Annotated in this window: 28 protein-coding genes; 14 read left to right on the plus strand and 14 right to left on the minus strand. The window is 68.5% G+C overall.

The features are described from left to right. The first annotated feature begins 5 nt into the window (after positions 1-5). Complete coding sequence (locus M2317_RS10640; RefSeq protein WP_429459968.1) at positions 6-1,055, plus strand: alcohol dehydrogenase catalytic domain-containing protein; 1,050 nt, start codon at positions 6-8, stop codon at positions 1,053-1,055. An 8-nt stretch (positions 1,056-1,063) separates the two neighbouring features. On the opposite strand, the gene M2317_RS10645 is transcribed toward M2317_RS10640, so the two are convergent. Beyond that, positions 1,064-1,189, minus strand: a complete 126-nt coding sequence (locus M2317_RS10645) for a hypothetical protein (RefSeq protein ID WP_429459970.1) — start codon at positions 1,187-1,189, stop codon at positions 1,064-1,066. A 219-nt stretch (positions 1,190-1,408) separates the two neighbouring features. On the opposite strand from M2317_RS10645, the gene M2317_RS10650 reads away from it, so the two are divergent. Together M2317_RS10650 and pth are read left to right on the plus strand one after the other, a co-directional pair. Continuing rightward, complete coding sequence (locus M2317_RS10650) at positions 1,409-2,026, plus strand: 50S ribosomal protein L25/general stress protein Ctc (RefSeq protein ID WP_429459972.1); 618 nt, start codon at positions 1,409-1,411, stop codon at positions 2,024-2,026. 86 nt (positions 2,027-2,112) lie between these two features. Further along, positions 2,113-2,694, plus strand: coding sequence for an aminoacyl-tRNA hydrolase (gene pth / locus M2317_RS10655; RefSeq protein ID WP_429459974.1), 582 nt, complete (start codon positions 2,113-2,115; stop codon positions 2,692-2,694). Positions 2,695-2,698: 4 nt separating this feature from the next. Here the strand turns inward: pth and M2317_RS10660 are convergent, their stop codons facing one another. Continuing rightward, a complete protein-coding gene (locus tag M2317_RS10660; protein ID WP_429459976.1) occupies positions 2,699-3,328 on the minus strand; it encodes a hypothetical protein in 630 nt (209 codons plus the stop codon). Positions 3,329-3,375: 47 nt separating this feature from the next. After that, positions 3,376-4,380 carry a tryptophan--tRNA ligase gene (gene trpS / locus M2317_RS10665; RefSeq protein WP_429459978.1) on the minus strand — a complete coding sequence of 335 codons (1,005 nt, stop codon included), beginning with the start codon at positions 4,378-4,380 and terminating at the stop codon, positions 3,376-3,378. A 58-nt stretch (positions 4,381-4,438) separates the two neighbouring features. Here trpS and M2317_RS10670 point away from each other — a divergent pair, with 58 nt between their 5' ends. Next, complete coding sequence (locus M2317_RS10670; protein WP_429459980.1) at positions 4,439-4,750, plus strand: hypothetical protein; 312 nt, start codon at positions 4,439-4,441, stop codon at positions 4,748-4,750. Positions 4,751-4,778: 28 nt separating this feature from the next. On the opposite strand, the gene M2317_RS10675 is transcribed toward M2317_RS10670, so the two are convergent. The 7 genes from M2317_RS10675 to sdhC all read right to left on the minus strand — a co-directional run bounded on the left by M2317_RS10675 (position 4,779) and on the right by sdhC (position 11,023). Then, the gene (locus M2317_RS10675) at positions 4,779-5,309 is read right to left on the minus strand and encodes a hypothetical protein (RefSeq protein WP_429459982.1); all 531 of its coding nucleotides are present in this window, start codon (positions 5,307-5,309) and stop codon (positions 4,779-4,781) included. A gap of 76 nt (positions 5,310-5,385) precedes the next feature. After that, positions 5,386-6,225 (minus strand): exodeoxyribonuclease III, encoded by an 840-nt coding sequence (locus tag M2317_RS10680; protein WP_429459984.1) that lies wholly within the window; start codon positions 6,223-6,225, stop codon positions 5,386-5,388. A gap of 9 nt (positions 6,226-6,234) precedes the next feature. Next, positions 6,235-7,524 carry a YihY/virulence factor BrkB family protein gene (locus M2317_RS10685; RefSeq protein ID WP_429459986.1) on the minus strand — a complete coding sequence of 430 codons (1,290 nt, stop codon included), beginning with the start codon at positions 7,522-7,524 and terminating at the stop codon, positions 6,235-6,237. A gap of 20 nt (positions 7,525-7,544) precedes the next feature. Further along, entirely contained in the window at positions 7,545-8,312 is a 768-nt protein-coding gene (locus tag M2317_RS10690) for a succinate dehydrogenase iron-sulfur subunit (protein WP_429459988.1), read from the minus strand. 1 nt (position 8,313) lies between these two features. Beyond that, positions 8,314-10,119, minus strand: coding sequence for a succinate dehydrogenase flavoprotein subunit (gene sdhA / locus M2317_RS10695; RefSeq protein ID WP_429459990.1), 1,806 nt, complete (start codon positions 10,117-10,119; stop codon positions 8,314-8,316). 14 nt (positions 10,120-10,133) lie between these two features. After that, the gene (locus M2317_RS10700; protein ID WP_429459992.1) at positions 10,134-10,589 is read right to left on the minus strand and encodes a succinate dehydrogenase hydrophobic membrane anchor subunit; all 456 of its coding nucleotides are present in this window, start codon (positions 10,587-10,589) and stop codon (positions 10,134-10,136) included. Continuing rightward, positions 10,589-11,023, minus strand: coding sequence for a succinate dehydrogenase, cytochrome b556 subunit (gene sdhC / locus M2317_RS10705; protein ID WP_429459994.1), 435 nt, complete (start codon positions 11,021-11,023; stop codon positions 10,589-10,591). Before sdhC ends, M2317_RS10700 begins: the two co-directional genes overlap by 1 nt. 148 nt (positions 11,024-11,171) lie before the next feature. Here sdhC and M2317_RS10710 point away from each other — a divergent pair, with 148 nt between their 5' ends. From M2317_RS10710 to M2317_RS10755, 10 genes are all read left to right on the plus strand, one after another. Beyond that, positions 11,172-12,287 carry a mannose-1-phosphate guanylyltransferase gene (locus M2317_RS10710; protein WP_429459996.1) on the plus strand — a complete coding sequence of 372 codons (1,116 nt, stop codon included), beginning with the start codon at positions 11,172-11,174 and terminating at the stop codon, positions 12,285-12,287. A gap of 130 nt (positions 12,288-12,417) precedes the next feature. After that, complete coding sequence (locus M2317_RS10715) at positions 12,418-13,533, plus strand: BMP family lipoprotein (RefSeq protein ID WP_429459998.1); 1,116 nt, start codon at positions 12,418-12,420, stop codon at positions 13,531-13,533. A 96-nt stretch (positions 13,534-13,629) separates the two neighbouring features. Then, positions 13,630-15,144, plus strand: a complete 1,515-nt coding sequence (locus M2317_RS10720; RefSeq protein WP_429460000.1) for an ABC transporter ATP-binding protein — start codon at positions 13,630-13,632, stop codon at positions 15,142-15,144. Further along, on the plus strand, positions 15,141-16,457 hold the full coding sequence (locus M2317_RS10725; RefSeq protein WP_429460002.1) for an ABC transporter permease: 1,317 nt from the start codon (positions 15,141-15,143) through the stop codon (positions 16,455-16,457). The genes M2317_RS10720 and M2317_RS10725 overlap by 4 nt, the downstream gene beginning before the upstream one ends. Next, complete coding sequence (locus M2317_RS10730) at positions 16,454-17,740, plus strand: ABC transporter permease (RefSeq protein WP_429460004.1); 1,287 nt, start codon at positions 16,454-16,456, stop codon at positions 17,738-17,740. The genes M2317_RS10725 and M2317_RS10730 overlap by 4 nt, the downstream gene beginning before the upstream one ends. Positions 17,741-17,762: 22 nt before the next feature. Further along, positions 17,763-18,182 (plus strand): cytidine deaminase, encoded by a 420-nt coding sequence (locus M2317_RS10735; protein WP_429460006.1) that lies wholly within the window; start codon positions 17,763-17,765, stop codon positions 18,180-18,182. Beyond that, positions 18,179-19,474: a thymidine phosphorylase gene (locus M2317_RS10740; protein ID WP_429460008.1), complete on the plus strand. Its 1,296-nt coding sequence runs from the start codon at positions 18,179-18,181 to the stop codon at positions 19,472-19,474. The genes M2317_RS10735 and M2317_RS10740 overlap by 4 nt, the downstream gene beginning before the upstream one ends. 42 nt (positions 19,475-19,516) lie before the next feature. Then, positions 19,517-20,632: an adenosine deaminase gene (locus M2317_RS10745; RefSeq protein WP_429460010.1), complete on the plus strand. Its 1,116-nt coding sequence runs from the start codon at positions 19,517-19,519 to the stop codon at positions 20,630-20,632. An 11-nt stretch (positions 20,633-20,643) separates the two neighbouring features. Continuing rightward, a complete protein-coding gene (locus M2317_RS10750; RefSeq protein WP_429460012.1) occupies positions 20,644-21,777 on the plus strand; it encodes a polysaccharide deacetylase family protein in 1,134 nt (377 codons plus the stop codon). Beyond that, a complete protein-coding gene (locus M2317_RS10755) occupies positions 21,774-22,649 on the plus strand; it encodes a carbohydrate kinase family protein (RefSeq protein ID WP_429460014.1) in 876 nt (291 codons plus the stop codon). Before M2317_RS10750 ends, M2317_RS10755 begins: the two co-directional genes overlap by 4 nt. Positions 22,650-22,658: 9 nt before the next feature. Here M2317_RS10755 and M2317_RS10760 read toward each other — a convergent pair whose 3' ends face one another. From M2317_RS10760 to M2317_RS10775, 4 genes are read right to left on the minus strand one after another with little or no spacing between them, the layout of a single operon-like run. Further along, a complete protein-coding gene (locus M2317_RS10760; protein WP_429460221.1) occupies positions 22,659-23,411 on the minus strand; it encodes an alpha/beta hydrolase in 753 nt (250 codons plus the stop codon). A gap of 12 nt (positions 23,412-23,423) precedes the next feature. After that, the gene (locus M2317_RS10765) at positions 23,424-24,569 is read right to left on the minus strand and encodes a mannitol-1-phosphate 5-dehydrogenase (RefSeq protein WP_429460016.1); all 1,146 of its coding nucleotides are present in this window, start codon (positions 24,567-24,569) and stop codon (positions 23,424-23,426) included. After that, positions 24,566-25,000: a PTS sugar transporter subunit IIA gene (locus M2317_RS10770; protein ID WP_429460018.1), complete on the minus strand. Its 435-nt coding sequence runs from the start codon at positions 24,998-25,000 to the stop codon at positions 24,566-24,568. Before M2317_RS10770 ends, M2317_RS10765 begins: the two co-directional genes overlap by 4 nt. Beyond that, positions 24,997-26,661, minus strand: a complete 1,665-nt coding sequence (locus M2317_RS10775) for a PTS mannitol transporter subunit IICB (protein ID WP_429460020.1) — start codon at positions 26,659-26,661, stop codon at positions 24,997-24,999. The genes M2317_RS10770 and M2317_RS10775 overlap by 4 nt, the downstream gene beginning before the upstream one ends. Between the last annotated feature and the right edge of the window lie 5 nt (positions 26,662-26,666).

A 26,666-nucleotide genomic window follows, 5' to 3' on the forward strand; every position in this document is an offset into this window, starting at 1 on the left:
ATCCGATGCAGAACCTCGCCGTGATCGCGCATGCCGCAGACGACTTGCGCGTCGAAGACGCGGGCCCCGTCTCGCCGGCAGCGGACGAAGCCGTCGTGCGGATCGCCTACGGCGGCGTGTGCGGCTCCGACCTGCACTACTGGCAGCACGGTGCGGCCGGTGCGTCGGTGCTGCGCGAGCCGATGATCCTCGGACACGAGGTGTCCGGCATCGTCGACATCCCGGCAGCGGACGGGAGCGGCCCGGATGCCGGCACCCGCGTCGTCGTCCACCCGCTGACGCCGCACGGCGACGGGGCCACGCCGTGGCCGGAGGACCGCCCGAACCTCGCGCCCGCGTCCAGCTATCTCGGCTCGGCGCTGCACCTGCCGCATACGCAGGGCGCCTTCGCACGGCGCGTCGCCCTGCCCAGTCGGATGCTGCGCTCGATCCCGGACGCGCTGGATCTGCGCACGGCGGCTCTCGCGGAGCCCGCGGCCGTCGCGTGGCACGCCGTCGACCGTGCGGGAGACGTGCGCGGACGCAGCGTCGCCGTCATCGGTGCCGGGCCGATCGGCCAGCTCGTCGCCTCGATCGTTCAGCGCGGCGGTGCATCATCGGTGACGGTGACCGACCTGGAAGCGCGTCCCCGAGAGATCGCCGAGGCGCGAGGGTTGAGCGCGCTGGACGCCCGCGACGAGCCCGCGATCTCCGCCCTGCACGCGGACATCGTCGTGGAATCCAGCGGAACCGTGCCCGGACTCGCCGCCGCCGTCTCGGCCGCTGTGCGGGGCGGCATCGTGGTCCTGCTCGGGCTTCAGCGGGCGGGGGACGTTCCCGCCCCGATCGCGACGGCGATCACGAGGGAGCTGGATCTGCGCGGTTCGTTCCGCTTCGCCGCAGAACTCGATGAGGTCATCGACGCGCTCGCCGACGGTTCGCTGGACGTGACCGGGATCGTCAGTCAGGTGCTGCCGGCGCGCGACGCGTTGGACGCGTTCGCCCTGGCTGCGGACGCCGCGCGCTCGTGCAAGGTGCTGCTGGACTTCGGAGCCGAATCCGATCAGGAGATGTGAGGCCGAACTCAGTCCTTGCGGTACCCGGAACGTCCGAGCGAGAACAGCGCACCGATCGTGAACACGCCGGCGCAGACGGCCATGGCGCCGATCAGCCAGGCGATCGCGTGGGAGAGGAAGGCGCCGTCGATCATTGCAGGACTCCAGATTCGTGGGGTTTCGTCGTGTGTCTTCAGCCTACCGGTGCATCGGGTACGATTGAGAGGTTCCTCGGCGAGGGATGCTTCGCGTGCGCGGCATCCGTAATCGACGCGGCGAAGCTGTCCTCGTGGCTGATTTCTTCGCGTCTGTGCTCGAGAAGCCGAACTCAAGACCACCACGCGGCCTTCGCCGTGTGCCCCGAAGGAGAACCAATGTCTGACGACACCAAGGTCACCGCCGAGCTGCGCGACAGCTTCGGCAAGGGCTTCGCCCGCCGCCTGCGCGCCGCAGGAAAGATCCCCGCCGTGCTGTACGGCCACGGCACGGACCCGGTGCACGTCGCACTGCCCGGGCACCAGGTCGCCCTGATCATCCGCCGCGCCAACGCGCTGCTCGAGCTCGACATCGAGGGCAAGAACCACCTCGCGCTGGTCAAGGACGTCCAGAAGGACCCCGTGCACCAGATCATCGAGCACATCGACCTCCTGGTCGTCAAGAAGGGCGAGAAGATCCAGGTCGACGTCCCGCTCGTGGTCACCGGCGAGTCGGCTGCCGGCACGATCGTCAACCTCGAGAACACGACGCTCGCCGTCGAGGCCGAGGCGACGCACATCCCGCAGCACTTCGAGGTCTCGGTCGAGGGACTCGAGGAGGGCGCGCACGTCACCGCCGCCGACGTCAAGCTGCCCAAGGGCTCGACGCTTCTCGCGGACCCCGAACTGCTCATCGTCGCGATCTCCGTCCCGGCTGCCGCTGAGGCCGCCGAGGAGACCGAGGGCGGCGCCGAAGCCGCTGAGGAGGCTCCGGCCGCCGACGCCGCTGCGGAGTAATCCCCGCGCGGCGCGAGCTTTCAGAGGGGACACGAGAGATCGTGTCCCCTCTGTCATATCCTGACGATGTTCGAGAGGAGCCGGACGTGGCGGACACGTGGCTGATCGTGGGGCTGGGCAATCCGGGCCCGCGCTACGAGACCACACGGCACAACGTCGGTCAGATGGTCGTGGATGACCTGGCCGACCGACGGAGCGAGTCGTTCCGCGCGCACAAGGCAGGTGCGCGCGTCGTGGAGACGTGGTTGCGGCCCGGTGGCGACAAGCTGGTCCTCGCGAAGCCGAACACCTTCATGAACGTGTCGGGCACGCCGGTGGCCGCCTTGGCGCGGTTCTACTCGGTGCCGGCCGAGCGGGTGGTGATCGTGCACGACGAGCTGGACATCCCGTTCGATTCGATCAAGCTCAAGATCGGCGGAGGGCCGGGTGGGCACAACGGCGTCCGGGACGTCGCCAACGCCCTGACGACTCCGGACTTCCCCCGTGTGCGGGTCGGCATCGGTCGTCCGCCCGGTCGCCAGGACCCGGCGGACTGGGTGCTGGCGCCGTTCGGTGCGGACGAGCGCACGAACCTGCCGGTGCTGATCTCGGATGCCGCGGATGCCGTCGAGACCCTCGTCTCGGACGGACTGCTCGCCGCGCAGCAGAAGCACCACGCGCCGCGCTGACGCGTCAGATCATCTCCGCGGCGCCCGCTGCCGCGCCGATGCCCAGCGCGATGAAGACGGCAGTGAAGAACAGCACGGGGCCGAGCACGGAGACGACGACTGCGGCGATGCCCTGACCCCGTCCGCGGCGCTTGACGATCGCCAGGATGCCGAGGACGAACGCGCCGATTCCGAGAACCGTTCCGGTCCAGAACGAGATCTCGGTCCACAGCACCTCGTCACGAGCCGGTGACAGGAACGCGAGCGACTCGAAGTCGGCGGAGGTGACGTCATCGACGGCGCCGGGGATGATGCTGCCGACGGCGAACGCGGCGACGGCGCCGAAGATCGGGACGAGGATCACCGCGACGAGCGACAGGATCAATGCCAGGACGCCGGTGGTCCGCGACTGCGGCTCGGGAGCCGTCGGCGCAGCGTACGGGCCGACGGCGGTCTGATACCCGCCCACGGGCGCCTGGTAGGCACCGACCGGCGCCTGGTACGCGGGCGCCGAGAATGCCGGTGCCTCGTATGCCGGGGCTTCGTACGCCGGCGTCGGGAAAGCCGTCGCCTGGGATGCTGGCGCCTGCGGCACCGGGGGCACGGGCGGGGGAGCGGGCGCGCGGAAGGCGTCGGGCTGCTGCGGGTCGGTCACGCACCCATCCTATGTCTCACCGTCGGAGGAGAACGGGACGATGCGGATCAGACGCGGCGCAGCAGTCCGACCTTGTCGTACACGTCGGCGAGCGTCGCGTCGGCCACGGCATCCGCCTTCGCCGCGTTGACCGCGAGGATGCGATCGAGTTCGGCGGGGTCGTCCAGCAGCTCGACGGCACGATCATGCACCGGCTCGAATTCGCTGACCACGACCTCGGCGAGTCCCTTCTTGAAGTCCCCGTAGCCGCGGCCGGCGTACTCGTCCTCGATCGCAGCGACCTGGCGACCGGTGAGGGCCGCGTAGATCGTGAGCAGGTTGGACACGCCCGGCTTGTTCTCGCGGTCGAAGCGCACACTGCCCTCGGCGTCGGTGACGGCGCGCATGATCTTCTTCGCCGTCTTCGCCGGGTCATCGAGCAACCACAGGACACCGGCGTCGCTCTCGGAGGACTTCGACATCTTCGAGGTCGGGTTCTGCAGATCGTAGATGCGGGCGGTCTCCTTCTGGATCACCGGCAGCGGCACGACGAAGGCGTCGCCGTAGCGGGAATTGAAGCGCTCTGCGAGATCGCGGGTGAGCTCGACGTGCTGCTTCTGGTCGTCGCCGACCGGCACGACATCCGTCTGGTACAGCAGGATGTCCGCGGCCATCAGCACGGGATACGTGAAGAGCCCGACCGACGCGGCGTCCGCGCCGTATCGAGCGGACTTGTCCTTGAACTGCGTCATCCGCCCGGCCTCGCCGAAGCCGGTGATCGTGGAGAGGATCCAGGCGAGCTCGGCGTGCGCGCGCACGTGCGACTGCACGTACAGCGTGGACTGCGACGGCTCGATGCCGGCCGCGATGTACTGCGCTGCCGTGCGACGCGTCTTCTCGCGCAGTTCGGCCGGGTTGTTCGGCTGAGTCAGCGCGTGCAGGTCGACGACCGAGAAGTACGCGTCGTAGGAGTTCTGCAGATCCCGCCACTGCAGGAGCGCCCCGATGTAGTTGCCGATCTGAAGCGAGTCGGCGGAGGGCTGCATTCCGGAGTAAAGGCGAGGTTTCGTCACGGTATCAATCCTAGAGCGGTGGTGGAGCCGCTCCGACGCTTCCTGGCACACTCGGGGGATGAACTCGACCACCGCGCCCGCGAGCCCTGCGGTTCGGATCATCGGGATCGTGCTCACGGTGCTGCTCGGAGTGCCGTTCCTGCTCTTCTCGTGGATGGCGCTCAGCAGTCGGTTCGGGTGGTCCGACTCCGACCCGCACGGCTATGCGCTGATCTTCGGATCACTGTTCGCGATCGCGCTGGCCATCCCGCTCACCGTGACCGTCCCGCTGATCCTCCCGCGGGGACGACGTGCGACGGCCGGCATCGTCAGCGCGGCCGCCTTCCTCGTCATCGCCGTCGGTCTCTTCGCGGCGCTGCTGACGGCGTAGATCGCCGTGCGCCGCCCACGCCGCCCGCTCACGCGATGACCGAGCTCGCCGCGCGGAGGCTCAGCGCGCGCATCGACCAGGCGTAGACCGCGACGGCCAGCGTCGTCATGGCGTACAGCGCGAACGCCTGGAGCGCGAACGCCGGGTAGTCGATGATCCAGGGCGACTGGCTCCGGTCGGCGGCGAAGACCGGATTCTCGTGCACGTGTGGAACAGCTTCGGCGAGAGCGTAGCCGGCGATCTGACCGATCGCGTAGATGCCGAGCCCGGCGATCAGAGCGAGCACCGAGGCACCGGTGCGCCGTCGCCAGAGCGCGCGGGTCGTGCGGAGGGCGATGCGCGGCTGCCACCCCGGTGCGGGCGACGACCACGCCGACGCCGCCGGAGCGAACACGAACGCGGCCACCAGCAGAACGAGCAGGGCGCTGACGCCGAGCATGAGCGAGGCCGAACTGCCCGCGCGGCTGCGCATGAGCTGCGGCACCAGAAGCAGCGCGAGGATCGGCAGGCAGAGGACGAGACAGGCGAACCAGGTGCGCCAGAGGTTTCGGAAGGTCACCCGATCCACTCTGGTCGCCGTCTCCCGCTGCGCCCACCGGGAGAACCCGCGGTCCGTTTCGGGAAAACCCGAGACGTCAGTAGCGGTAGTCCACCACGACGGGCGCGTGGTCGCTCCAGCGCTGATCGTAGGATGCCGCGCGGGCCACGTGATACGACTCCACCCGCTCGGCCAGTGCGGGGCTGGCCAGGTGGTAGTCGATCCGCCATCCGGAGTCGTTGTCGAACGCCTTGCCGCGCATCGACCACCACGTGTACGGTCCGTCGATCTCGCCGTGGAAACGGCGTCCCACGTCGACCCAGCCCATTCCGGTGACGGTCGTGCCGTCCGCTGCTTCGATCTCGACGCCGGTCTCGCCGAGGAAGCGGTCGAAATACGCGCGCTCACGCGGCAGGAAGCCTGCGTTCTTGCGGTTGCCGCGCCAGTTCTTGATGTCGAGCTCGCGGTGCCCGACGTTCAGGTCGCCGGTCACGAGCGCGAGCGCTCCCTCGGCGCCCAGCTCGCCGAGGCGCGCGCCGAACGCATCCAGGAATCGCCACTTCTCGTCCTGCTTGGGCGTGTCGGCCTCCCCGGAGTGCACGTAGGCGCTCACGACGGTCAGCGTCCGGTCGCCGAGGGCGAAGTCGGCTTCGATCCAGCGGCCCTTCGAGTCGAAGTCGTCGGGTCCGAAGGCGGTCCGACTGGCCAGCGCAGGCGTGCGGCTCGCGATCGCGACGCCGGCCCGACCCTTGGCCGTGGCCTCGTCGTGGACGATCGACCATCCGGGCAGCGCCGCCTCGAGGTGCTCGTCCTGACCGCGCACCTCTTGAAGGGTCAGGATGTCGACGTCCGCGGCATCCAACCAGGTGCTCATGCCGTTGCGGACGGCCGCCCTGATCCCGTTGACATTGACTGTGGCGATACGCAGATGAGGCATCCCCCCACCCTATTCGGAGCGTCGGACATCGCCGTCGGAGGTGGGCGCCTTCGCCGCCGCCCTGGCCCGCTTGGCCGGCGGCGGGGGAGCAGCGGCCTCGACCTGCTCGAGTTCGTCCTGCGCCTCTCTGACCGCGCGGTCCGCCGCCCAGATCCGGTACCACGGGGCGGCCATGCGCGCCTCCTGCGCCGTGCGCAGACGGACCTGCGCTGCCAGCAGCAGCGCCTTGTGCTCGGCGACGAGCCGTTCTGCCTCGGACTGCGGCAGCAGCGCGATGTGATTGTCCTGTGCTGCCACGGCGATCCAGGATGCCGCGACGAGGAGCACGATCCCGATCAGACGGAACCACAGCAGCATGACGATGAAAACCGTGAACGTCGCCAGAAGCGGATTCGACGGCGTGTACCCGAGGAACAGACCGAACCCGAGCTGCAGGACCGTCGTCGCGGCCGCGCCGAGGAACGCGCCTGGCATGATGCGCCGCCATGTGAGCTGGGTGCCGGTGAGGAAGCGGAACAGTCCAGCCAGCAGCACCGTGTTCACGACGTACAGGATCCCGATCGTGACCAGTCGCACGGTGAGCGACGAGATCGTCGAGGCGTCGCCCAGCCCGATGAGGGTGAAGACGAATTCGAGCGCCCAGGTTCCGAACGTGCCGAGGGCCGTGCCGAGCACGAGACCGGCACCGAACACGATCGCGGCGAGGAAATCGAGGCTCTTCAGGAGGAAGTAGTTGCGCCGATCGGGTGGGATGCCGAAGACGCCTCGGACCGCCCTGCGCGCGAACGAGATGGCGCCGACGGCCGTCCACACCAGCGCCCCGAGAGCGATCGCGCCCGTGATGCTGAAGGTTCCGGTGGTGCCGCTGGCGATGTCCTCCACCTGTTCGGGCGTGATCAGGCCGCCTTCGACGATGAGTCCGGGGACGTAGTTGTTGATGACGTTGATGAGGCCCTCGATGGCCTCGGCATTGCCGCCGAGCCAGAGGCCGGCGATCGCGAACGCGACGTACACGGCGGCGAACCCGGCGAACAGCGCCTGATAGCTGACGCCGGCCGCGAGGAGGAATCCCTCGTGCTGGAGGAAGTTGCGCCACACGCGCACCGGAAACCACTCGAGCGTGCGCTGGGTGAGCGCAGTGGCGCGCGAGATCGGCTCCTCGAACCGCTCTCGCAGGCTCTCCTGCGTCTGGTCCCAGCGCGCCCGGAGATGCTGCTCCTCGCGCGCGGCGAGTTCGGCGGCGCCGCGCTGCGAATGCGCGCTGCTCGTCGGCGTCGGCGTGCGATCGGGGCGGCTCACCCTGTCAGATTAGCGAAGGGTCACGGACGACCGCGCAGGACGGCCTGCTTGACCTCGGCGATCGCCTTCGTCACCTCGATGCCACGGGGGCACGCCTCCGAGCAGTTGAAGGTGGTGCGGCAACGCCACACGCCTTCCTTGTCGTTGAGGATGTCGAGGCGGACGCCGGCGTTGTCGTCGCGCGAGTCGAAGATGAAGCGGTGCGCGTTGACGATGGCCGCCGGGCCGAAGTACTGGCCGTCGGTCCAGAACACGGGGCAGGATGACGTGCACGCGGCGCACAGGATGCACTTGGTGGTGTCGTCGAAGATCGCGCGGTCCGCGATGGACTGCGTGCGCTCCTTGCCCTTCTCGGGCGTCGAGCTCGCGACCAGGAACGGCTGCACTTCGCGGTAGGAGGCGAAGAACGGCTCCATGTCGACGATGAGGTCCTTCTCCAGCGGCAGGCCCTTGATGGCTTCGACGTAGATCGGCTTGGAGATGTCCAGGTCCTTGATCAGCGTCTTGCAGGCCAGGCGGTTGCGGCCGTTGATGCGCATCGCGTCGGATCCGCAGATGCCGTGCGCGCAGGAGCGGCGGAAGCTCAGCGAGCCGTCGACCTCCCATTTGATCTTGTGCAGCGCGTCGAGGACGCGGTCCGTGGAATAGAGCTCCACGTCGTAGTCGACCCAGTGCGGTTCGGCGTCGTTCTCCGGATCGAAGCGACGGATGATGAACGTGACCAGGAAGGACTGGACTTCCGAGTCCGCGGAATCGGCGGCAGGCGCCTCAGCGACGGCGGTGGACATCTCAGTACTTCCTCTCCATCGGCTGGTAGCGGGTCTGGACGACCGGCTTCGAGTCGAGTCTGATGTGGTCGGCGGGGGTCGACGAATGCGGGTCGCCGGTGAGGTACGCCATGGTGTGTTTCATCCAGTTCTCGTCGTCGCGCTTCGGGAAATCGTCGCGCATGTGACCGCCACGGCTCTCCTCGCGGTGCTGGGCGGCGTAGACGACGACCTCGGCGAGGTCGAGCAGGAATCCGAGCTCGACGGCCTCGAGCAGGTCGGTGTTGAACCGGTGGCCCTTGTCGTCGACGTGGACGTTGCGGTAGCGCTCGCGCAGTTCGGCGATCACCCCGAGGACGTGCTCGAGCGACTCGTGCGTGCGGAAGACCTGTGCGCCCTTGTCCATCTCGTCCTGCAGCGTCTTGCGCAGCACGGCGATGCGCTCGGTGCCCTGGTTGTTCCGCAGGCCCTCGATCATGCCCGAGACGAAGCCGGCCGCGTTCTCGGGCAGCGGCACGAATTCGGCGTTCTTGGCGTACTCCACGGCGTTGCGTCCTGCGCGCTTGCCGAACACGTTGATGTCGAGCAGCGAGTTGGTGCCTAGCCGGTTCGATCCGTGCACGGACACGCAGGCGCACTCCCCGGCGGCGTAGAGCCCCGGGACGACCGTCGTGTTGTCGCTGAGCACCTCGGCGTCGTTGTTGGTCGGGATGCCGCCCATGGCGTAGTGCGCGGTGGGCATCACGGGAACCGGCTCGACCACGGGGTCGATACCGAGGTAGGTGCGGGCGAACTCGGTGATGTCTGGGAGCTTGGTCTCGAGGATCTCGGCGCCCAGGTGCGTGCAATCGAGCAGCACGTAATCCTTGTTCGGGCCGGCGCCGCGTCCGTCGAGGACCTCCTGCACCATGGACCGTGCGACGATGTCGCGCGGCGCGAGGTCCTTGATGGTGGGGGCGTAGCGCTCCATGAAGCGCTCGCCCGAGGCGTTGCGCAGGATCGCTCCCTCACCGCGGGCGCCTTCGGTGAGCAGGATGCCGAGGCCGGCGAGGCCGGTGGGATGGAACTGGAAGAACTCCATGTCCTCGAGCGGAAGGTTCTTGCGCCAGATGATCCCGACGCCGTCACCGGTCAGGGTGTGCGCGTTGGATGTGGTCTTGAAGATCTTCCCGAAGCCGCCGGTCGCGAAGATCACTGCCTTGGACTGGAAGACGTGCAGCTCGCCCGTGGCGAGGTCGTACGCCACGACGCCGGCGATCTGCGTCGCGCCCGCATCGCCCTTCACCGTGATGAGGTCGAGGACGTAGAACTCGTTGAAGAAGTTGATCCCCAGCTTCACGCAGTTCTGGAACAGCGTCTGCAGGATCATGTGGCCGGTGCGGTCGGCGGCGTAGCACGCGCGGCGGACCGGCGTCTTGCCGTGCTCGGCGGTGTGGCCGCCGAATCGGCGCTGGTCGATCTTGCCCTCGGGGGTGCGGTTGAACGGCAGGCCCATGTTCTCGAGGTCGATGACCGCGTCGATGGCCTCCTTGGCGAGGATCTCCGCAGCATCCTGGTCGACGAGGTAGTCGCCGCCCTTGATGGTGTCGAAGGTGTGCCACTCCCAGTTGTCCTCTTCGACGTTGGCGAGCGCCGCGGCCATGCCGCCCTGCGCGGCACCGGTGTGGGAGCGCGTCGGGTACAGCTTGGAGATCACGGCGGTCTTCGCGCCGGGGCCGGCCTCGATGGCCGCCCGCATGCCGGCGCCGCCTGCGCCGACGATGACGACGTCGAACTGGTGGTAGTGCACGCCGTCGCGGACGACGGAATCGTGAGTCTGGGTGGTCACTCTCTAGCTCTCTCTCAGTTCCCGACCGAACCGTTGGCCACGCACATGTCCCACAGGGTGCTGGACTCTGTGACGCCCAGGCACGGGTCGAACGTGAACACGACGAGCGTGCCCAGCACGATCAGCAGGCCGGCGGCGAGGCCGAGCGCCCAGATCAGCGCCTTGCGGGCGGTCGGGTGGGTGACGTAGTCGTTGACGATGGTGCGCATGCCGTTGGCGCCGTGGATGAGGGCGAGCCACAGCATGATGACGTCCCACCACTGCCACCACGGATCGGCGAACTTGCCGGCGATGAACGCGAAGTCGAGGGCATGGATCCCCTCGCCGAGCATGAGGTTCACGAACAGGTGGCCGAAGATGAGGATCACCAGGAGCACTCCGGATGCCCGCATGAACATCCAGCCCCACTTCTCGAGGTTGAAGCGGCGGGTGCGGCGTCCGGATGGTGCGATCGCGGTCTGGGCGGTCATCAGTGTCCCCCTCCGAAGCCGGCGAACGCGAGCGCGAGGTGACGGGGCACGAAGCCGGCCATCAGCACGGCCCACAGGCCGATGACGATCCAGAACATCTGGCGCTGGTAGCGGGCGCCATTCGACCACAGGTCGACGAGGATGATGCGCAGTCCGTTGAGCGCATGGAAGGCGATGCCCGCGACGAGGACGACCTCGCCGAGTGCCATCACCGGGTTCTTGTAGGTGCCGATCACGGCGTTGTACGCCTCGGGCGACACCCGGATGAGCGCTGTGTCCAGCACATGCACCAGGAGGAAGAAGAAGATGGCGACGCCGGTGATGCGGTGAAGCACCCAGGACCACATTCCTTCACGGCCCCGGTAGAGGGTGCCGCGCGGGGTCTTGGATGTCGTCTCCGAAATCGACGGTGTCAAGCGAGTGCTTGCGGACACGGTCGTCCTCCCTGATCGATCTGTATCGGCAGCGCGCACAGGCACGCCCGAACGCTCACCATCCTATTCCTGTTCAACAGCTGGGAGCGAGGAAGGCGAACCTAAGTATCTCGATGTCGAGATTTATCGACCCGGTATGGTGAGGGACATGACGGAGCCGATCGACGACTTCTACGCGGTGATTCCGGCCGGTGGCATCGGGAGCCGTCTGTGGCCCCTTTCCCGTGCCGACGCCCCGAAGTTCCTGCATGACCTGACCGGCTCCGGCAATTCGCTGCTCCGCGACACCTGGGACCGGCTCGAGCCGCTCGCCGGCCCTGAGCGCATCGCGGTCGTCACCGGGCGTGCGCACCGGGCGGCCGTGGAGGGCGAGCTCCCCGGCATCCCCGACATCAATGTCTTCCTCGAGTCCGAGCCGCGCGAGTCCGCTGCGGCGATCGGTCTGGCTGCGGCGATCCTGCACCGTCGTGACCCCGAGGTGATCATCGGCTCGTTCGCAGCCGACCACGTCATCCGCGGGACGCGCACCTTCGAGTTCGCCGTCCAGCAGGCGGTCCAGGTCGCTCGCGCCGGATACATCTGCACCATCGGCATCCAGCCCTCGGAGCCGTCCGTCGGCTTCGGATACATCCGCAAGGGCGATGAGCTCGTCGTCGAGGGTGCTCCGGAGGCGGCGACGGTCGAGCGCTTCGTCGAGAAGCCGGACCTGGCGACCGCGAAGGAGTACTACGCCGACCGCTCGTTCCTCTGGAACGCGGGCATGTTCATCGCCAGGGCGAGCGTGCTGCTCGACGAACTTGCGGCCAACGAACCGGAATTGCACGCCGGCCTGATCGAGCTGGCCGAGGCGTGGGACGATCGCGCGGCCCGCGGTCCGGCCGTGGATCGCATCTGGCCAGGACTCAAGAAGATCGCCATCGACTACGCGGTCGCCGAGCCCGCGGCCGAGAAGGGACGCCTCGCGGTGATCCCCGGCCACTTCGACTGGGACGACGTCGGCGACTTCGCCTCGCTCACGAAGCTGATCACCAACGGGCGCAAGAACGACCTCGCCGTGCTCGGTCCGAAGGCGCGTGTGCTGTCGGATGCCGCGACCGGGATCCTCGTCAGCCAGACATCGCGCGTGATCAGCCTCGTCGGCGTGAAGGACATCGTCGTGGTCGATACTCCTGACGCGCTGCTGGTCACGACGATCGAGCACGCACAGCGTGTGAAGGGCGTCGTCGAGTCGCTCAAGGTCACCGGCCGCGGGGACGTGCTCTGAGGGCGACGGCCTCGGCTCTGTTTCGGGTTTGTAACCATTAACCGCACGGGCGCGCCAGGTAGCCGTAACACTGGGTAATTTGTCCTCGGGGCCTTGCGATCGGCGCAGGCCAGTAGTCGTGGAGGCTTACGTGACCATTTCCACTCGAAAGCGCGCACTTGCCGCGCTCGTGGCGACCGGGGTCGCCCTGTCGCTCGCAGGCTGTGGTGCAGCTCCGGAGGAGACCGAAGGAGAAGGCGCAGCAGGACCCGTCGACTCCGACTTCCTGCCCTGCCTGATCTCCGACGCCGGCGGCTGGAACGACAAGTCGTTCAACCAGTCCGCGAAGGAGGGCATGGATGCCGCGGCCGAGGAGCTCGGCATCGAGCCGCTCGAGTTCGAGTCGGCCAACGACAACGACTACGCGCCCAACCTCGAGACCGCGGTCTCCGAAGGATGCTCGTTCATCGTCTCGGTCGGCTTCAAGCTGTCGGCGGCGACGGTCGAGTCCGCTCTCGCGAACCCGGAGATCAACTACGCGATCATCGACGACTGGGCGGACAACGACTTCGACGGCGAGACCGACGCTCCGAACATCAAGCCGCTCGTGTTCGACACGGCTCAGGCCGCCTACCTCGGCGGCTACGCATCGGCCGCGTGGTCGGCGCAGAGCGGCGTGAACAAGGTCGGCACCTTCGGCGGCATGCAGATCCCGTCGGTCGCCGTGTTCATGGACGGCTTCCAGCTCGGTGTCGAGAAGTACAACGAGGACAAGTCCGGTGCTGTCGAGCTGTTCGGCTGGGACGCCGGAACGCAGAAGGGTTCGTTCACGGGCGGATTCGATGCGAACGACACCGCGAAGGTGACCGCTCAGGGCGTGCTCGACCAGGGCGTCGACGTGATCCTGCCCGTCGGCGGGCCGGTCTACCAGAGCGCGGCGGCCGCCATCAGGGACAGCGGCAAGGACACGCTGCTCATCGGCGTCGACAGCGACCTCGCGGTCGCCGACCCGAGCGTGGCAGACCTCACGCTCGTCTCGATCATGAAGGCGATCGATGTCGCAGTGCAGGACGCGACGATCGCGGCCGCCGAGGGCGAGTTCGACGCGGCGCCGTACGTCGGCACGCTCGAGAACGAGGGCGTCAAGCTCTCCGGCTTCGGTGACTTCGAGGCTGAGCTCCCCGAGGGGCTGACCGACGAGATCGCGACCCTGCAGGAGCAGATCATCTCCGGTGACATCACGGTGGAGTCCGAGAACTCCCCGTGAGCTGAGTGAATCCGGACGGGGCGAGTGGTCGCATGCGGCCGCTCGCCCCGCGCCGTGAGCGGACACTTCAGGAAATCTTCTGGATAAGGTGCAGATATGAAGCTCGAACTTCGCGGCATCACCAAGCGATTCGGCAGCCTCGTCGCCAACGACCACATCGATCTGGTGGTCGAGCCGGGGCAGATCCACGCGCTGCTGGGTGAGAACGGCGCGGGCAAGTCCACGCTGATGAACGTCCTGTACGGCCTGTACCAGGCCGACGAGGGGGACATCCTGCTGGACGACGCCGTCCAGCATTTCCGTGGTCCAGGCGACGCGATGGCCGCCGGTATCGGCATGGTGCACCAGCACTTCATGCTCGTTCCCGTGTTCACGGTCGCGGAGAACGTGATGCTCGGCCACGAGCAGACCAGGGGACCTGGCGTCCTCGACCTCGCCGCGGCGCGCGCGCACGTGCGCGCCGTCGCCGAGCGCTTCGGCTTCGAGATCGATCCGGATGCCGTCGTCGGCGACCTTCCGGTCGGCGTGCAGCAGCGCGTCGAGATCATCAAGGCGCTCTCCCGTGACGCGCAGGTGCTCGTGTTCGACGAGCCGACCGCCGTGCTCACGCCGCAGGAGACCGACGAGCTGATGGGCATCATGCGTCAGCTGCGCGACGAGGGCACTGCGATCGTCTTCATCACCCACAAGCTGCGCGAGGTCCGCGAAGTGGCGGACACCATCACGATCGTGCGTCTGGGGAAGATCGTCGGCGAGGCATCTCCGACCGCGACGAACGCCGAGCTGGCCACACTCATGGTCGGCCGAGCCGTCGAGCTGACCGTGCAGAAGGATGCGCCGAAGCTCGGTGACGGTGGACTGGAAGTGCGGAGCCTTCGTGTGCTGACGCCGACCGGTGCGATCGTGGTCGACGGCGTCGACTTCACCGTCCGACCAGGCGAAGTGCTGGCGATCGCGGGCGTGCAGGGCAACGGGCAGACCGAGCTCGTCGAGGCGCTGGTCGGCCTCGCCGCCCGCGTCGAGGGCTCCATCTCGCTGGACGGTGCGGAGCTCGTCGGCAGGAGCGTGCGCGCGATTCTCGACGCCGGTGTCGGATTCGTGCCGGAGGACCGCACCGAGGACGGACTGGTCGCGAACTTCACCGTCGCGGAGAACCTCGTCCTTGACCGCTCGGACGACCCGGCGTTCAGCAGTGCGGGAACGCTCAAGCGCACAGCGCTCGAGGAATTCGCCCACGCGCGCATCGCCGAGTACGACATCCGGGCCCAGGGTCCGCAGACCCTCGCCGGAACGCTCTCCGGCGGCAACCAGCAGAAGGTCGTCATCGCCCGCGAGATGAGCCGCGAGCTGCGACTGCTCGTGGCGGCGCAGCCGACACGAGGCGTCGATGTCGGATCGATCGAGTTCATCCACAAGCGGATCATCGAGACACGCGACTCGGGCGTGCCCGTCGTCGTCGTGTCGACGGAGCTCGACGAGGTCGCCGCTCTCGCCGACCGGATCGCCGTGATGTACCGCGGTGCGATCATCGGGGTCGTCCCCGGTGACACGCCGCGCGAGAAGTTGGGACTGATGATGGCCGGTGTGGCGGATGCGGAGGTGACCGCGTGAGCGGATCGACACCCGGTGCGGGAGACGTGACCAAGGGGCTTCCGCCCGAGCAGCTGCCGCCGAGCTCCGGCATCCCCGGCAGTGAGCGGGCCGAACTCGACCCGCCCCGCGGCAACGTCATCATCAAGGAGATGCTGCGCAGCAACGCCGTGACGACGATCCTCGCGATCGTGCTCGCGCTGGTCGTGGGCGGCATCCTGATCGCGGTGACGAACAAGGACGTGCAGGAGACGTCCGTGTACTTCTTCGCCCGACCTGGCGACATGCTGGTCGCGGTGTGGGGATCGGTGTACGACGGTTACGAGGCGCTCGTACGAGGCGCGATCTTCAACGCGCGGGGCAACAGCTTCGCCGCGCAGATCAAGCCGCTCACCAACACGCTCGGTTTCGCCGCTCCGCTGATCGCCGCCGGCCTCGGCGTCGCGCTGGCGTTCCGCGTCGGCCTGTTCAACATCGGCGCCCGCGGACAGATGCTCTTCGGCGTCGCGCTGGCCGGGCTCCTGACGTTCCAGCTGGATCTGCCGATCTGGCTGCACATCCCGGCGATGCTGATCGTCGGCATCGCGGGCGGCGCGCTGTGGGGCGGCATCGCCGGTCTCATCAAGGCGCGAACGGGTGCGCACGAGGTGATCCTCACGATCATGCTCAACTACATCGCGTACTACCTGCTGCTGTGGATGATCCGCACACCCGGGCTTCTCCAGAAGCCGGGAACGAATCAGGCCCTCGGATCGCCGACGCCGCAGAACGCGCAGTTCCCGCCGCTGTTCGGTGCGCAGTTCCCGCTGCTGGATCTCGGCTTCGTGATCGTCATCGCGGCGACCCTGTTCGTCTGGTGGCTCATCGAACGCTCCTCGCTCGGCATGCGCATGCGCGCTGTCGGCGAGAACCCGCACGCCGCACGGGCAGCCGGCATCAACGTGCAGCGCATCTACGTCTACGCGATGCTGTTCGCCGGCGGGCTCGCGGGGCTCGCGGGCATGAACCAGCTGCAGGGGTCCGTCACGACCGGCATCACCGAGACCATCGACGCCGGCATCGGCTTCGACGCGATCACGGTGGCACTGCTGGGCCGCAGTCGCGCATGGGGCACGTTCGCCGCCGGCATCCTGTTCGGGGCGCTGAAGGCCGGGTCGTTCTCGATGCAGGCGCAGGACATCCCCGTCGACATCGTGCTGGTCGTTCAGTCTCTCGTCGTGCTGTTCATCGCAGCGCCTCCGCTGCTTCGGACAGTGTTCTTCCTGCCCAAGACGGATGCCGAGAAGGCCGCCAAGGCGAGAGCCAAGGCCGCGAAGAAGGCGGTGGCCGCATGAGCTCCTCCGTGCAGATCCAAGCCGCCGACGGCACCGTGCAACTCGCCACCGTGCGCGAGCGGCATTGGAAGACGCCGATCGTGCTGGGCGCGGTGACCGTGCTGCTCGCCCTGCTCTTCCTGCTCGTGCCACGGACTGGGACGAGCACGTTCCGCCTGGGCGACCGGTCGTCGGTCATCGACATGCCCGACGTCCCGCTGCCCACGACCGTCACCTGCTGGGTGCTGATCGTGCTGCTCGTACTGATGGTCGCACTCGCCATCGTCCAGTCCTGGAACTACCGGAGCGTGCCGCTGTGGCTCATCTCCGTGTTCGGTGTGGTCGCCGTGTTCGCGTTCCTCGTCTGGGCAGCAGCCGGCGGTCTCGTGCCGGTCACCAGCCTGCTCGTCGGAGCGGTCTCGCTGTCGGTGCCGCTGGTGTTCGGAGCGCTCGGCGGTGTCATCGGCGAACGCGCCGGCGTCGTCAACGTCGCGATCGAGGGTCAGCTGCTGCTCGGGGCGTTCTCCGCCGCACTGCTGTCGAGCATCACGGGCAACCCGTTCGTCGGGCTCGTCGGCGCGATGATCGGCGGCGTCCTCGTCGCCAGCGTGCTCGCGGTCTTCGCGATCAGGTACCTCGTCGAACAGGTCATCGTCGGCGTCGTGCTGAACGTCCTCGTCACGGGCCTCACCGGGTTCCTGTACGGCGCGCTGCTCGCGCCGAACGAGGCCGAGCTCAACACCGCCGCGCGTTTCTCGCGGATCAAGATCCCCGTCCTCGGCGACATCCCCATCATCGGTCCCGTGCTGTTCAACCAGACGGTGATCGTCTACCTGATGTTCGTGACGGTCGCGATCGTCGCGTGGGGGCTGTACCGCACGCGATGGGGCCTGCGGCTTCGGGCCGTCGGCGAGCATCCGAAGGCCGCAGACACGGTGGGCATCCGGGTGAACCCGACACGGTTCTGGAACGTGCTGCTCGCCGGGGCGATCGCCGGTGTCGGCGGCGCGTACTTCACCCTGGTGTCCGTCCCGCAGTTCGGCAAGGAGATGACGGCCGGGCTCGGCTTCATCGCCCTCGCCGCCGTGATCTTCGGCCGCTGGGATCCGATCCGCGCCACCATGGCCGCGCTGCTGTTCGGCTTCGTCACCAACCTGCAGAACCTGCTGACGATCCTGAAGACGCCGATCCCCGGCGAGTTCATGCTGATGCTGCCGTACCTCGTCACGCTGCTCGCCGTGGCCGGTTTCGCCGGCCAGATCCGCGCACCTGCCGCGAGCGGCAAGCCGTACATCAAGAGTTGAGCCATCAGGAGCTGAGGAAGACATGACTGATATCGACTGGGACGAGCTGCGCTCGGTCGCCACCGAGGCGATGACCAAGGCGTACGCTCCGTATTCGCGGTACCGGGTGGGCGCTGCCGCGCTCGTGGACGACGGCCGGATCATCGCCGGCTGCAACGTCGAGAACGCCTCGTACGGTGTGGGACTGTGCGCCGAATGCGCGCTGGTCGGCGACCTGCACATGTCCGGCGGTGGCCGGCTGGTCGCGTTCGTCTGCGTGAACGGCGAAGGACAGACCATCATGCCGTGCGGGCGGTGCCGTCAGCTGCTGTTCGAGCACGCGACTGCTGGAATGCTGCTGGAGACCGTCTCCGGCATCCGCACGATCGACGAGGTCCTGCCGGATGCCTTCGGTCCTCGTGACCTTCGGCAGGCTCAGGTACCGGCAGGAGAGGTCCGGTGAGCGCGGTCGAGCCCCACGACGCCGTCGACGTCATCCGTGCGAAGCGCGACGGCGGCGTCGTCCCCGAGCCGGCGCTGCGCTGGATGGTCGACGCCTACACGCGCGGCTACGTGTCGGACGCCCAGATGGCGTCGTTCGCGATGGCCGTGTTCCAGCGCGGCATGGACCGCGATGAGATCCGTGTCCTCACCGACGCCATGATCGCGTCGGGGGAGCGGATGAGCTTCGCCTCCCTCGGCAAGCGCACGGTCGACAAGCACTCCACGGGTGGTGTCGGCGACAAGATCACGCTGCCGCTCGCGCCGCTCGTGGCCGTCTTCGGCGTCGCGGTGCCGCAGCTCTCCGGTCGGGGGCTCGGCCACACCGGTGGCACGCTCGACAAGCTCGAGTCGATCCCCGGCTGGCGCGCGGCGCTGAGCAACGAGGAGATGTTCGCGCAGATGCAGTCCGATGTGGGTGCGGTGATCTGCGCCGCCGGCTCCGGGCTCGCCCCCGCGGACAAGAAGCTGTACGCGCTGCGCGATGTCACCGGCACTGTCGAGGCGATCCCGCTGATCGCCTCCAGCATCATGTCGAAGAAGATCGCCGAGGGCACGGACGCCCTGGTGCTGGATGTGAAGTTCGGCTCGGGCGCGTTCATGCAGGACATCGATCGCGCCCGCGAGCTCGCGCAGACGATGGTCGCCCTCGGCACCGACTCCGGTGTCGCGACCACGGCGCTGCTGACGGACATGAACGTGCCGCTCGGCCTGGCGATCGGAAACGCCAACGAGGTCCGCGAGTCCGTCGAGGTGCTCGCCGGCGGAGGCCCCGCCGACATCCGCGAGCTCACCGTCGCGCTCGCCCGCGAGATGCTCGCGCTCGCCGGCCGGGCGGATGCCGACGTCGAAGCCGCACTCGACGACGGTCGCGCGATGGACAGCTGGAAGGCCATGATCCGCGCCCAGGACGGCGACCCGGACGCTCCGCTGCCGACCGCCCGCGAGACCCATGTGGTCACCGCACCCACCGACGGCGTCGTGACCCGCATGGACGCGCTGCCGTTCGGCATCGCCGCCTGGCGGCTGGGCGCGGGCCGTGCCCGTGCCGAGGATCCGGTCATCCACGCCGCGGGCATCGATCTGCACGCCAAGCCGGGCGAGCGCGTCGTCGCAGGGCAGCCGCTGTTCACACTGTCCGCGGACGATGAGGCGCGTTTCGCCCGTGCGATCGAGGCGGTCGAGGGCGCGTGGGAGATCGGAACCGACGCCCCGGAGGCCGGACCGCTCGTTCGCGAACGCATCACCGCGTAGGCTGTGAGCCGCACATCCACCCGCACCGCTGAGAGGTCCTCCATGTCGATCGAGCCGACCGGTGACGCCACGCTTCAGGGCGTCTCGTTGCGCAGCCTTCCCAAGGTCTCGCTGCACGACCACCTCGACGGCGCCGTGCGCCCCGCGACGATCGTCGAGCTGGCAGATGAGGCCGGTCTCGCGCTGCCGGAGCAGGAGCCCGCACGGCTCGGCGACTGGATCGCGAACCGGAGCGATTCCGGTTCGCTCGTGGAGTACCTCAAGACGTTCGAGCTGACCACGGGGGTCATGCAGACCGCCGCCGGTCTCACGCGCATCGCACGCGAGTTCGTGGAGGACATCGCCGATGACGGCGTCATCTACGGCGAGGTGCGCTGGGCTCCGGAGCAGCACCTGGCCGGGGGCCTCTCACTCGAGCAGGCCGTCGAAGCCGTGCAGCAGGGCATCGAAGAGGGCGAGGACGCCGCAGACCGTGCCGGTCGCAGCATCCGAGTCGGCCAGCTCCTCAGCGCGATGAGTCACACCGGGCGGGCGCGTGAGATCGCCGAGCTCGCCGTCGGGTTCCGCGGAAGCGGCGTCGTCGGCTTCGACGTCGCCGGCCCCGAGGACGGCTACCCGGCGTCCCTGCACCGCGAGGCGTTCGACTACCTCGCCGAGCAGTTCTTCCCGGTGACCGTGCACGCGGGCGAGGCCGCAGGGCTCGCCTCGATCCGTTCCGCACTGCTGGACGGGCGCGCGCTGCGGCTCGGACACGGCGTGCGGATCGTCTCGGATCTGCAGGTCATCAACCGGGAGGACGACGAGGTCCAGGTGCAGTTCGGCGACCTCGCGCGCTGGGTGCGCGATCGCGAGATCCCGCTCGAGCTCTCACCGTCGTCGAACCTGCAGACCGGCGCCATCGCCGCCTGGGGGACCGAGCTGGCCGATCACCCGTTCGATCTGCTGTACCAGCTCGGATTCGCCGTCACGGTGAACGTCGACAACCGAACGATGAGCCGCACGTCGCTCACGCGCGAGCTGTCGCTGCTGGTCGACGCGTTCGGCTACGACCTCGACGACCTCGAGACGTTCCAGTTCAACGCCGCAGCGGCCGCGTTCCTGCCGGTCGAGGAACGCGAAGAGCTCGTGGAGATGATCGCCGAAGGCTTCGAGGACTGACCGAACGCACGATGGATGCCGCACCTGCTCGCGCCGCCGCGCGCACCCGCCGTCGTGCCCGTCGACGTCTCGCCTGGGGACTGGCCGTCGGCGGTGTCGCTCTCGTAGCGATCGGCGCCGCCGCCGCCTTCTTCGTCGCGCCGCGGGCCACGGCCGAGGCCGAGCCGCGCCTCGCGGTCACACCGAAACCGGTGCCGCCGACCCCGTCCGAACTGCTGCTGGCCGGAACGGACGATCCGCTCGCCTGCGCGGTGGAGTTCGTCGGCGACGGCATCGTGCTCGAGCCGATGCTGCAGCAGCAGGGTGCTCTCTACCAGGCCCTCCCGCTCCCGGCGCAGGACGGCAGGGTGTTCGCGGGCTGGTACGCGACCGCAGAGGATGCCGCGGCCTTCGCCGTCCCGGCGCGCATGAACGGCTCGCGGGTCGTCGAGTGCGTCGAGCAGCAGCGGGAGCTGTTCGCCGCCTGGAAGACGTCGGAGGAGAACGTCGCCGAGGACGCCGGCATCCCGATCCTCATGTACCACCAGTTCACGAGCCGGCCCGAGGGCGAGGACGGCTGGCTGCGCGGCAACTACGCCTACATCGGCGACTTCGAGGCGCACATGCAGCACATCGCGACGACGGGGTTCTACCTGCCCACCTGGGACGAACTGAGCGCGTTCATCGACGGCCGGCTGTTCCTCCCCGCCCGCTCCGTCATCGTCACGGACGACGATGCCGACCAGACCTGGTTCGACCTGGCGGCGCCCGTCGTCGAGCGCCATGGCGTGCTCACCACCTCGTTCATGGTGACCGCCTACCGCCAGGACCCTCCGCCGTCGATGTACGTGCTGCGGCGCTCGCACACGCACGACATGCACCAAGCCGGCGACAACGGCCGAGGGCGCATGGAGAACTGGTCCGCCGAGCAGATCGCCGCCGACCTGAACACCTCCGGTGACATCCTCGGCGTGCGCGAGGTCATCGCGTATCCGTTCGGCCACCACAACGACACGGCGAAGCAGGGCGTTGCGCTCGCGGGGTACGAGATGGCGCGCACGATCGAACCAGGCGTCGTGCGGATCGGCACCGACAAGCTCGCGCTCCCCGTGGTGCGCATCGACTACGGCATGGGGCTCGACGCCCTCGTATCCCGGATCGGATGACCGTGACATCCCGCAGCGTCTTCGTCGCCGGCCCGGCATCCTGGAACCGTATGGTCGTGCTCGACCGGCTGCCGGAGCCGGTGCCGCACATGCAGTTCGCCGAGGCCTCCTGGGAGACCCGCGGCGGGACGAGCGCAGGCAAGGCGCTGAGCCTCACCGCGCTGGGCCGTGACGTGCTCCTCTACGCGCTCAGCGCGGATGACGCGGACGGCCGTCGGGTGCGCTCCGCACTGTCGGATGCCGGTGTGCCGACGCTCTGGGACACGAGCGCGCAGACCGAGCGGCATCTGAATCTCATGACCCGTGCGGGGGAGCGGGTTTCGCTGTATCTCTCGTCGCCGGCCGCATCGGACGGCGCGCAGGACGGGCGGATCCGGCAGGCGATGGTGGATGCGGACGCCCTCGTCCTCGATCTCGCCGCCGAGCCGATGCGCCTGCTGCCGCTTGCAGCCGAGACGGGGAAGCCGATCTGGGTCGACGTGCACGATTACGACGGCGAGGCCGAGTTCCACCGCCCGTTCCTCGTCGTCGCGGACGCCGTGTTCTGCAACGCGGACAGGCTGACCGATCCGGTGGCGTTCCTGCACTCCCGCATCGCCGCCGGTACGTCGCTCGCGGTGTGCACGCTGGGGGCGGACGGGGCCGTGGCCGTGGACGCCGACGGCGTCGAGCACCGCGTCGGGGCCGTGCCGGTCGACGTCCTCGACACGAACGGGGCGGGCGACGCGTTCCTCGCCGGGGTTCTGGATGCGCGGCTGTCCGGGGCGTCTGTACCGCAGGCGCTCGAGGCGGGCGCGCGTTCGGCGTCGACCGTGCTCGGAACGCGACATCTGAGTCCGCTGCTGGACCCGTTCGTGCCTCTCGGGGTGTGACGTCGGCGCTCAGCCGACCGCCGCGAGTTCATCCACGAACCGGCCGGCGAGATCCGTGACCGTCGTGTGCATCTCGTCGTCCGAGATGGTCGGCGTCCCGTCGCCCGGTTGCGGTCCGTAATCGCCGAAGGAGGCATGGGATGCGCCGTCGATCTCGACGAGCTCGGCTTCGGCGGGGAGGAGGGGGCGCGCGTCCGCGATCTTCTCCGGCGTCGACAGGCCGTCCTCGCTGCCGGCCAGGCTCAGCACGGGCAGGTCGGTGTCGGACAGGTCGGCGGAGCAGTACGAGGCGAACAGCAGCAGCGCCTCGGCATCCGATGCCAGCTGGCAGGCGCGCACGCCGCCGAGCGAGTGCCCGCCCACGATCCACGTGTCGATCTCCGGCTCAGCCGAGGTGAACGCGTCCATGCCGCGCGGGTCGAAGAACGCCAGATTCAACCAGGGGCGGGTGATCACGACCGTGACGTGATCCTCCTCGACGATGCCCTGCAGGATCGCGGCGTAGGCCCACGGGTCGACCTTGGCACCGGGGATGAACACCAGGCCGACCTCGCTGCCCCCGTCTGCCGGGGCCAGCACGATGCCCTGGTCCGCGTCGTCGATCACGACATCCGGGTTCTCGCGCACGCTCGCGAGGGGCTCCGGTTCGGCGGCCATGACGCCGACCTGGCTCCACACCACGATTCCGACGATGCCGAGGACGATGACGGCACCGAGGCCGCCCAGGATCCAGCCGACGACCCGTCGTCCGCGTCTCTTCATCACCCGTTCAGGCTAGTGCTTCTGCCTGGCCGCGACGGCGTCGCGCACGGCCGGAAAGAGCGGATGCTCGGCATCCAGACCCGTGACGGATGCCGTGAACTCGGCAGCATCTTCGGATGCGAGGCGTCGCTGCAGTTCGACCGACTGCTCGTCTTCCGGATCGTCGAACTCGAGTGCGGCGGCGACGGCTGCGACGAGCGCCGTCGTCGACAGCCCTCGCGCGGCGGCCTCCGCTGCCGGACCGATGAATCGCTCGTGACGCGAGAGCTTGCGCAGGGGCTGACGCCCGACGCGCTGCACGGTGTCGATGAGCTCGGGGTTGCGGAAGCGCTCCAGGATCGTCGCGCGGTAGTCGGCCAGCTCGTCGGGATCCAGACCGTGGACGGCGGCCAGCATCGCGGACGTCTCCTCGAGCGCGGCGCTGACCGCCCGCGCGACGACCGGATCCGCGAGCGCGTCCGAGATCCTCTCGTGCCCAGCCGCCGCGCCGAAGTACGCGGTCGCGGCGTGCCCGGTGTTCACGGTGAACAGCTTGCGCTCGATGTAGGGAGCGAGATCGTCGACGAAGTGCGCGCCGGGGATGGTCGGCAGCGCGCCCCGGAACGGGCGTTGTTCGATCGCCCATTCGAAGTACGGCTCGACCGTGACGTCGATGCCGCCTCCCTCCGGCTGCGCGGGGACGATCCGATCGACCGCCGTGTTCGCGAACGCCGCGCGGGCCGTCAGCGCCGGAGCCTCGTCGCCGGCGAGTCGCTCGATCTCCGCCCGCAGCTGATCGGTCGCGCCGATCGCGTTCTCGCACGCCATGACCGCCAGCGGCGCGGCATCGGCCGGACGCCGACGCAGACCCTCGACGATCGCCGGGGCGATGAACCGCAGCACCGAGGGGCCGACCGCGCACGTCACCACGTCGGCGGTGGCGACTTCATCGGCCACGGCATCCGGATCCGTCCGGCTGTTGACCGCGCGGAATCCGGTCACGACTCGGTTCACGCCACCAGGGCCGGCCTCACGGACCGTGTACCGGTCGGCGGCGTCGAGGGCGTCCACCAGGGCGTCGGCGACGTCGGAGAAGACGACCTCGTAGCCGCCCTCGTGCAGCAGCAGTCCGACGAATCCGCGCCCGATGTTGCCGGCGCCGAAGTGGACGGCCTTCATGCCTCGTTCACCTCGGACAGCAGCGCGTAGAGCTCGTCAGGCGTCTGCGCGGCGGACAGGCGTGCCACGTCGTCCTCCTCGGAGAAGAGGATCGCGATGCGGGACAGGATCTCGAGGTGCTCGTCGCCGATGCCGGCGATCCCGATCACGAACGTCGCTTCGTCGCCGGCCCAGTCGACCCCGCCGTCGTAGCGGACGACCGACAGCGCGGAGGCGAGGATGGCGTCCTTCGCATCGTTCGTGCCGTGCGGTATCGCGAGGCCGTTGCCCATGAAGGTCGACACCGTCTGCTCCCGCTGACGCATGGCATCGACGTACGCGGGCGTGACGGCTCCGGCGGCGACGAGGATGTCGGTGGCCTCCTGAAGCGCCGCCTCCTGCGTCGCGGAGCCCGAGTGGATGCGCACCTGACCGAGGGTGAGAATGCTCATTCTGCTTCCTTTCGCTGGTCGCGGACCATCTCCACGACCTCGTCGTACTTCGGCGAGTTCATGAAGTTGTCCACCGAGATGTGGAGGGAATCGGGTGATTTCGCCTGCGCCCGGTCGGTCAGCTGCTGCTGGGTGATGACCAGATCCGCAGTGCCGTCGAGGTTCGCGATGGCCTTGTTGACGACCGTGACGCCCTCGATGCCTGCCTTCTTGAACTTGTTGCGCAGCACGCTCGCCCCCATTGCGGACGAACCCATGCCTGCGTCGCACGCGAAGACGATGTCGGTGATCTGGCGCGTGGCGATCACGCCGCCGTCCGCCATGCCGCCGGTCTCGGCCTGCGTCTCGAGCTTGTCGAGCGCCTCGTCGGCGGCATCGACGGATGCCGCGTCACCGCTCAGTCGCAGAGCATCCATCGCGGCGGACTTCTTGCCCTTGTTGGCCTCGGTCTGCGCGATCGCAGCGCCGAACGTGTCGGCCTCGGCGAGCAGATCCCGCTTGCGGGAGGAACGGAGGATGACGGCCGTGATGAGGAACGTCACGGTGGCGGCGAGGAGCACCGACAGGTACACGACGAGCAGGTTCGCGACTCCGCCGGCTGCGGGGCTCACGGCCGCCGCGGTGACGGCGATGATGCTGCCGGGAGCAGCGGGGAAGGCGAGACCGCCGCCGAGGATCATGTTCGTCGTCACGCCCGTCGCGCCACCCGCGATCAGCGCGAGAATCGTGGCCGGCTTGCTGAGTGCATACGGGAAGTAGATCTCGTGGATGCCGCCGAAGAACTGGATGATCGCAGCTCCGGGCGCGGACGCCTTGGCAGCGCCGACGCCGAAGAACGTGAACGCCAGGAGCAACCCGACTCCGGGGCCGGGGTTGGACTCGATGAGGAAGAGGATCGACTTGCCCGTCTCCTGGGCCTGCTCGATGCCGAGCGGTGTGAAGACGCCGTGATTGATGGCGTTGTTCAGGAACAGCACCTTCGCGGGTTCGACGATGATCGACACGACGGGCAGCAGGTTGTACAGGACCAGCCAGCCGACGGCCAGCCCCAGGATGTCGCTGACCCAGAGGATCGCCGGGCCGAACACGAAGAAGCCGAGGATGGCCAGCAGCATGCCGAGGATGCCGGCGGAGAAGTTGTTTATCAGCATCTCGAAGCCCGGCTTGATCTTGCCGTCCCAGAGCTTGTCCATCCACTTGGTCACGAGCGCCGCGAACGGACCCATGATCATCGCACCGAGGAACATCGGGATGTTGGTGCCGACGATGACGCCCATCGTCGCGATCGACGCGACGACACCACCGCGCTCGCCGTAGACCATGCGTCCGCCGGTGTTCGCGATGAGCAGCGGCAGCAGGTAGGTGATGGTCGGTCCGACGAGCCCGACGAACTGGGTGAACGGATCCCCGTTCTTATCGAGTGCGACCGTCGTCATGGCGCCGGGCCAGGCGATGACATCGGCATCGCCGAAGCCGCCCAGCAGCGGAGCCACGGGGGTCCACCAGCCGAACCATCCGGCAGCGATGAAGAGCATCGTGATGAAGCCCCAGGCGATGAACGCGGCGATGTTCGGCATGATCATGCCGGAGAGGAACGTGCCGAAGCGCTGGACTCCGACCCGGAGCCCGTTCTGCTTCGGCGCGGGTGACGTCGTCGTCATGATGT

The organism is Microbacterium sp. ZKA21 (assembly GCF_050434165.1).
Taxonomy (GTDB): domain Bacteria; phylum Actinomycetota; class Actinomycetes; order Actinomycetales; family Microbacteriaceae; genus Microbacterium.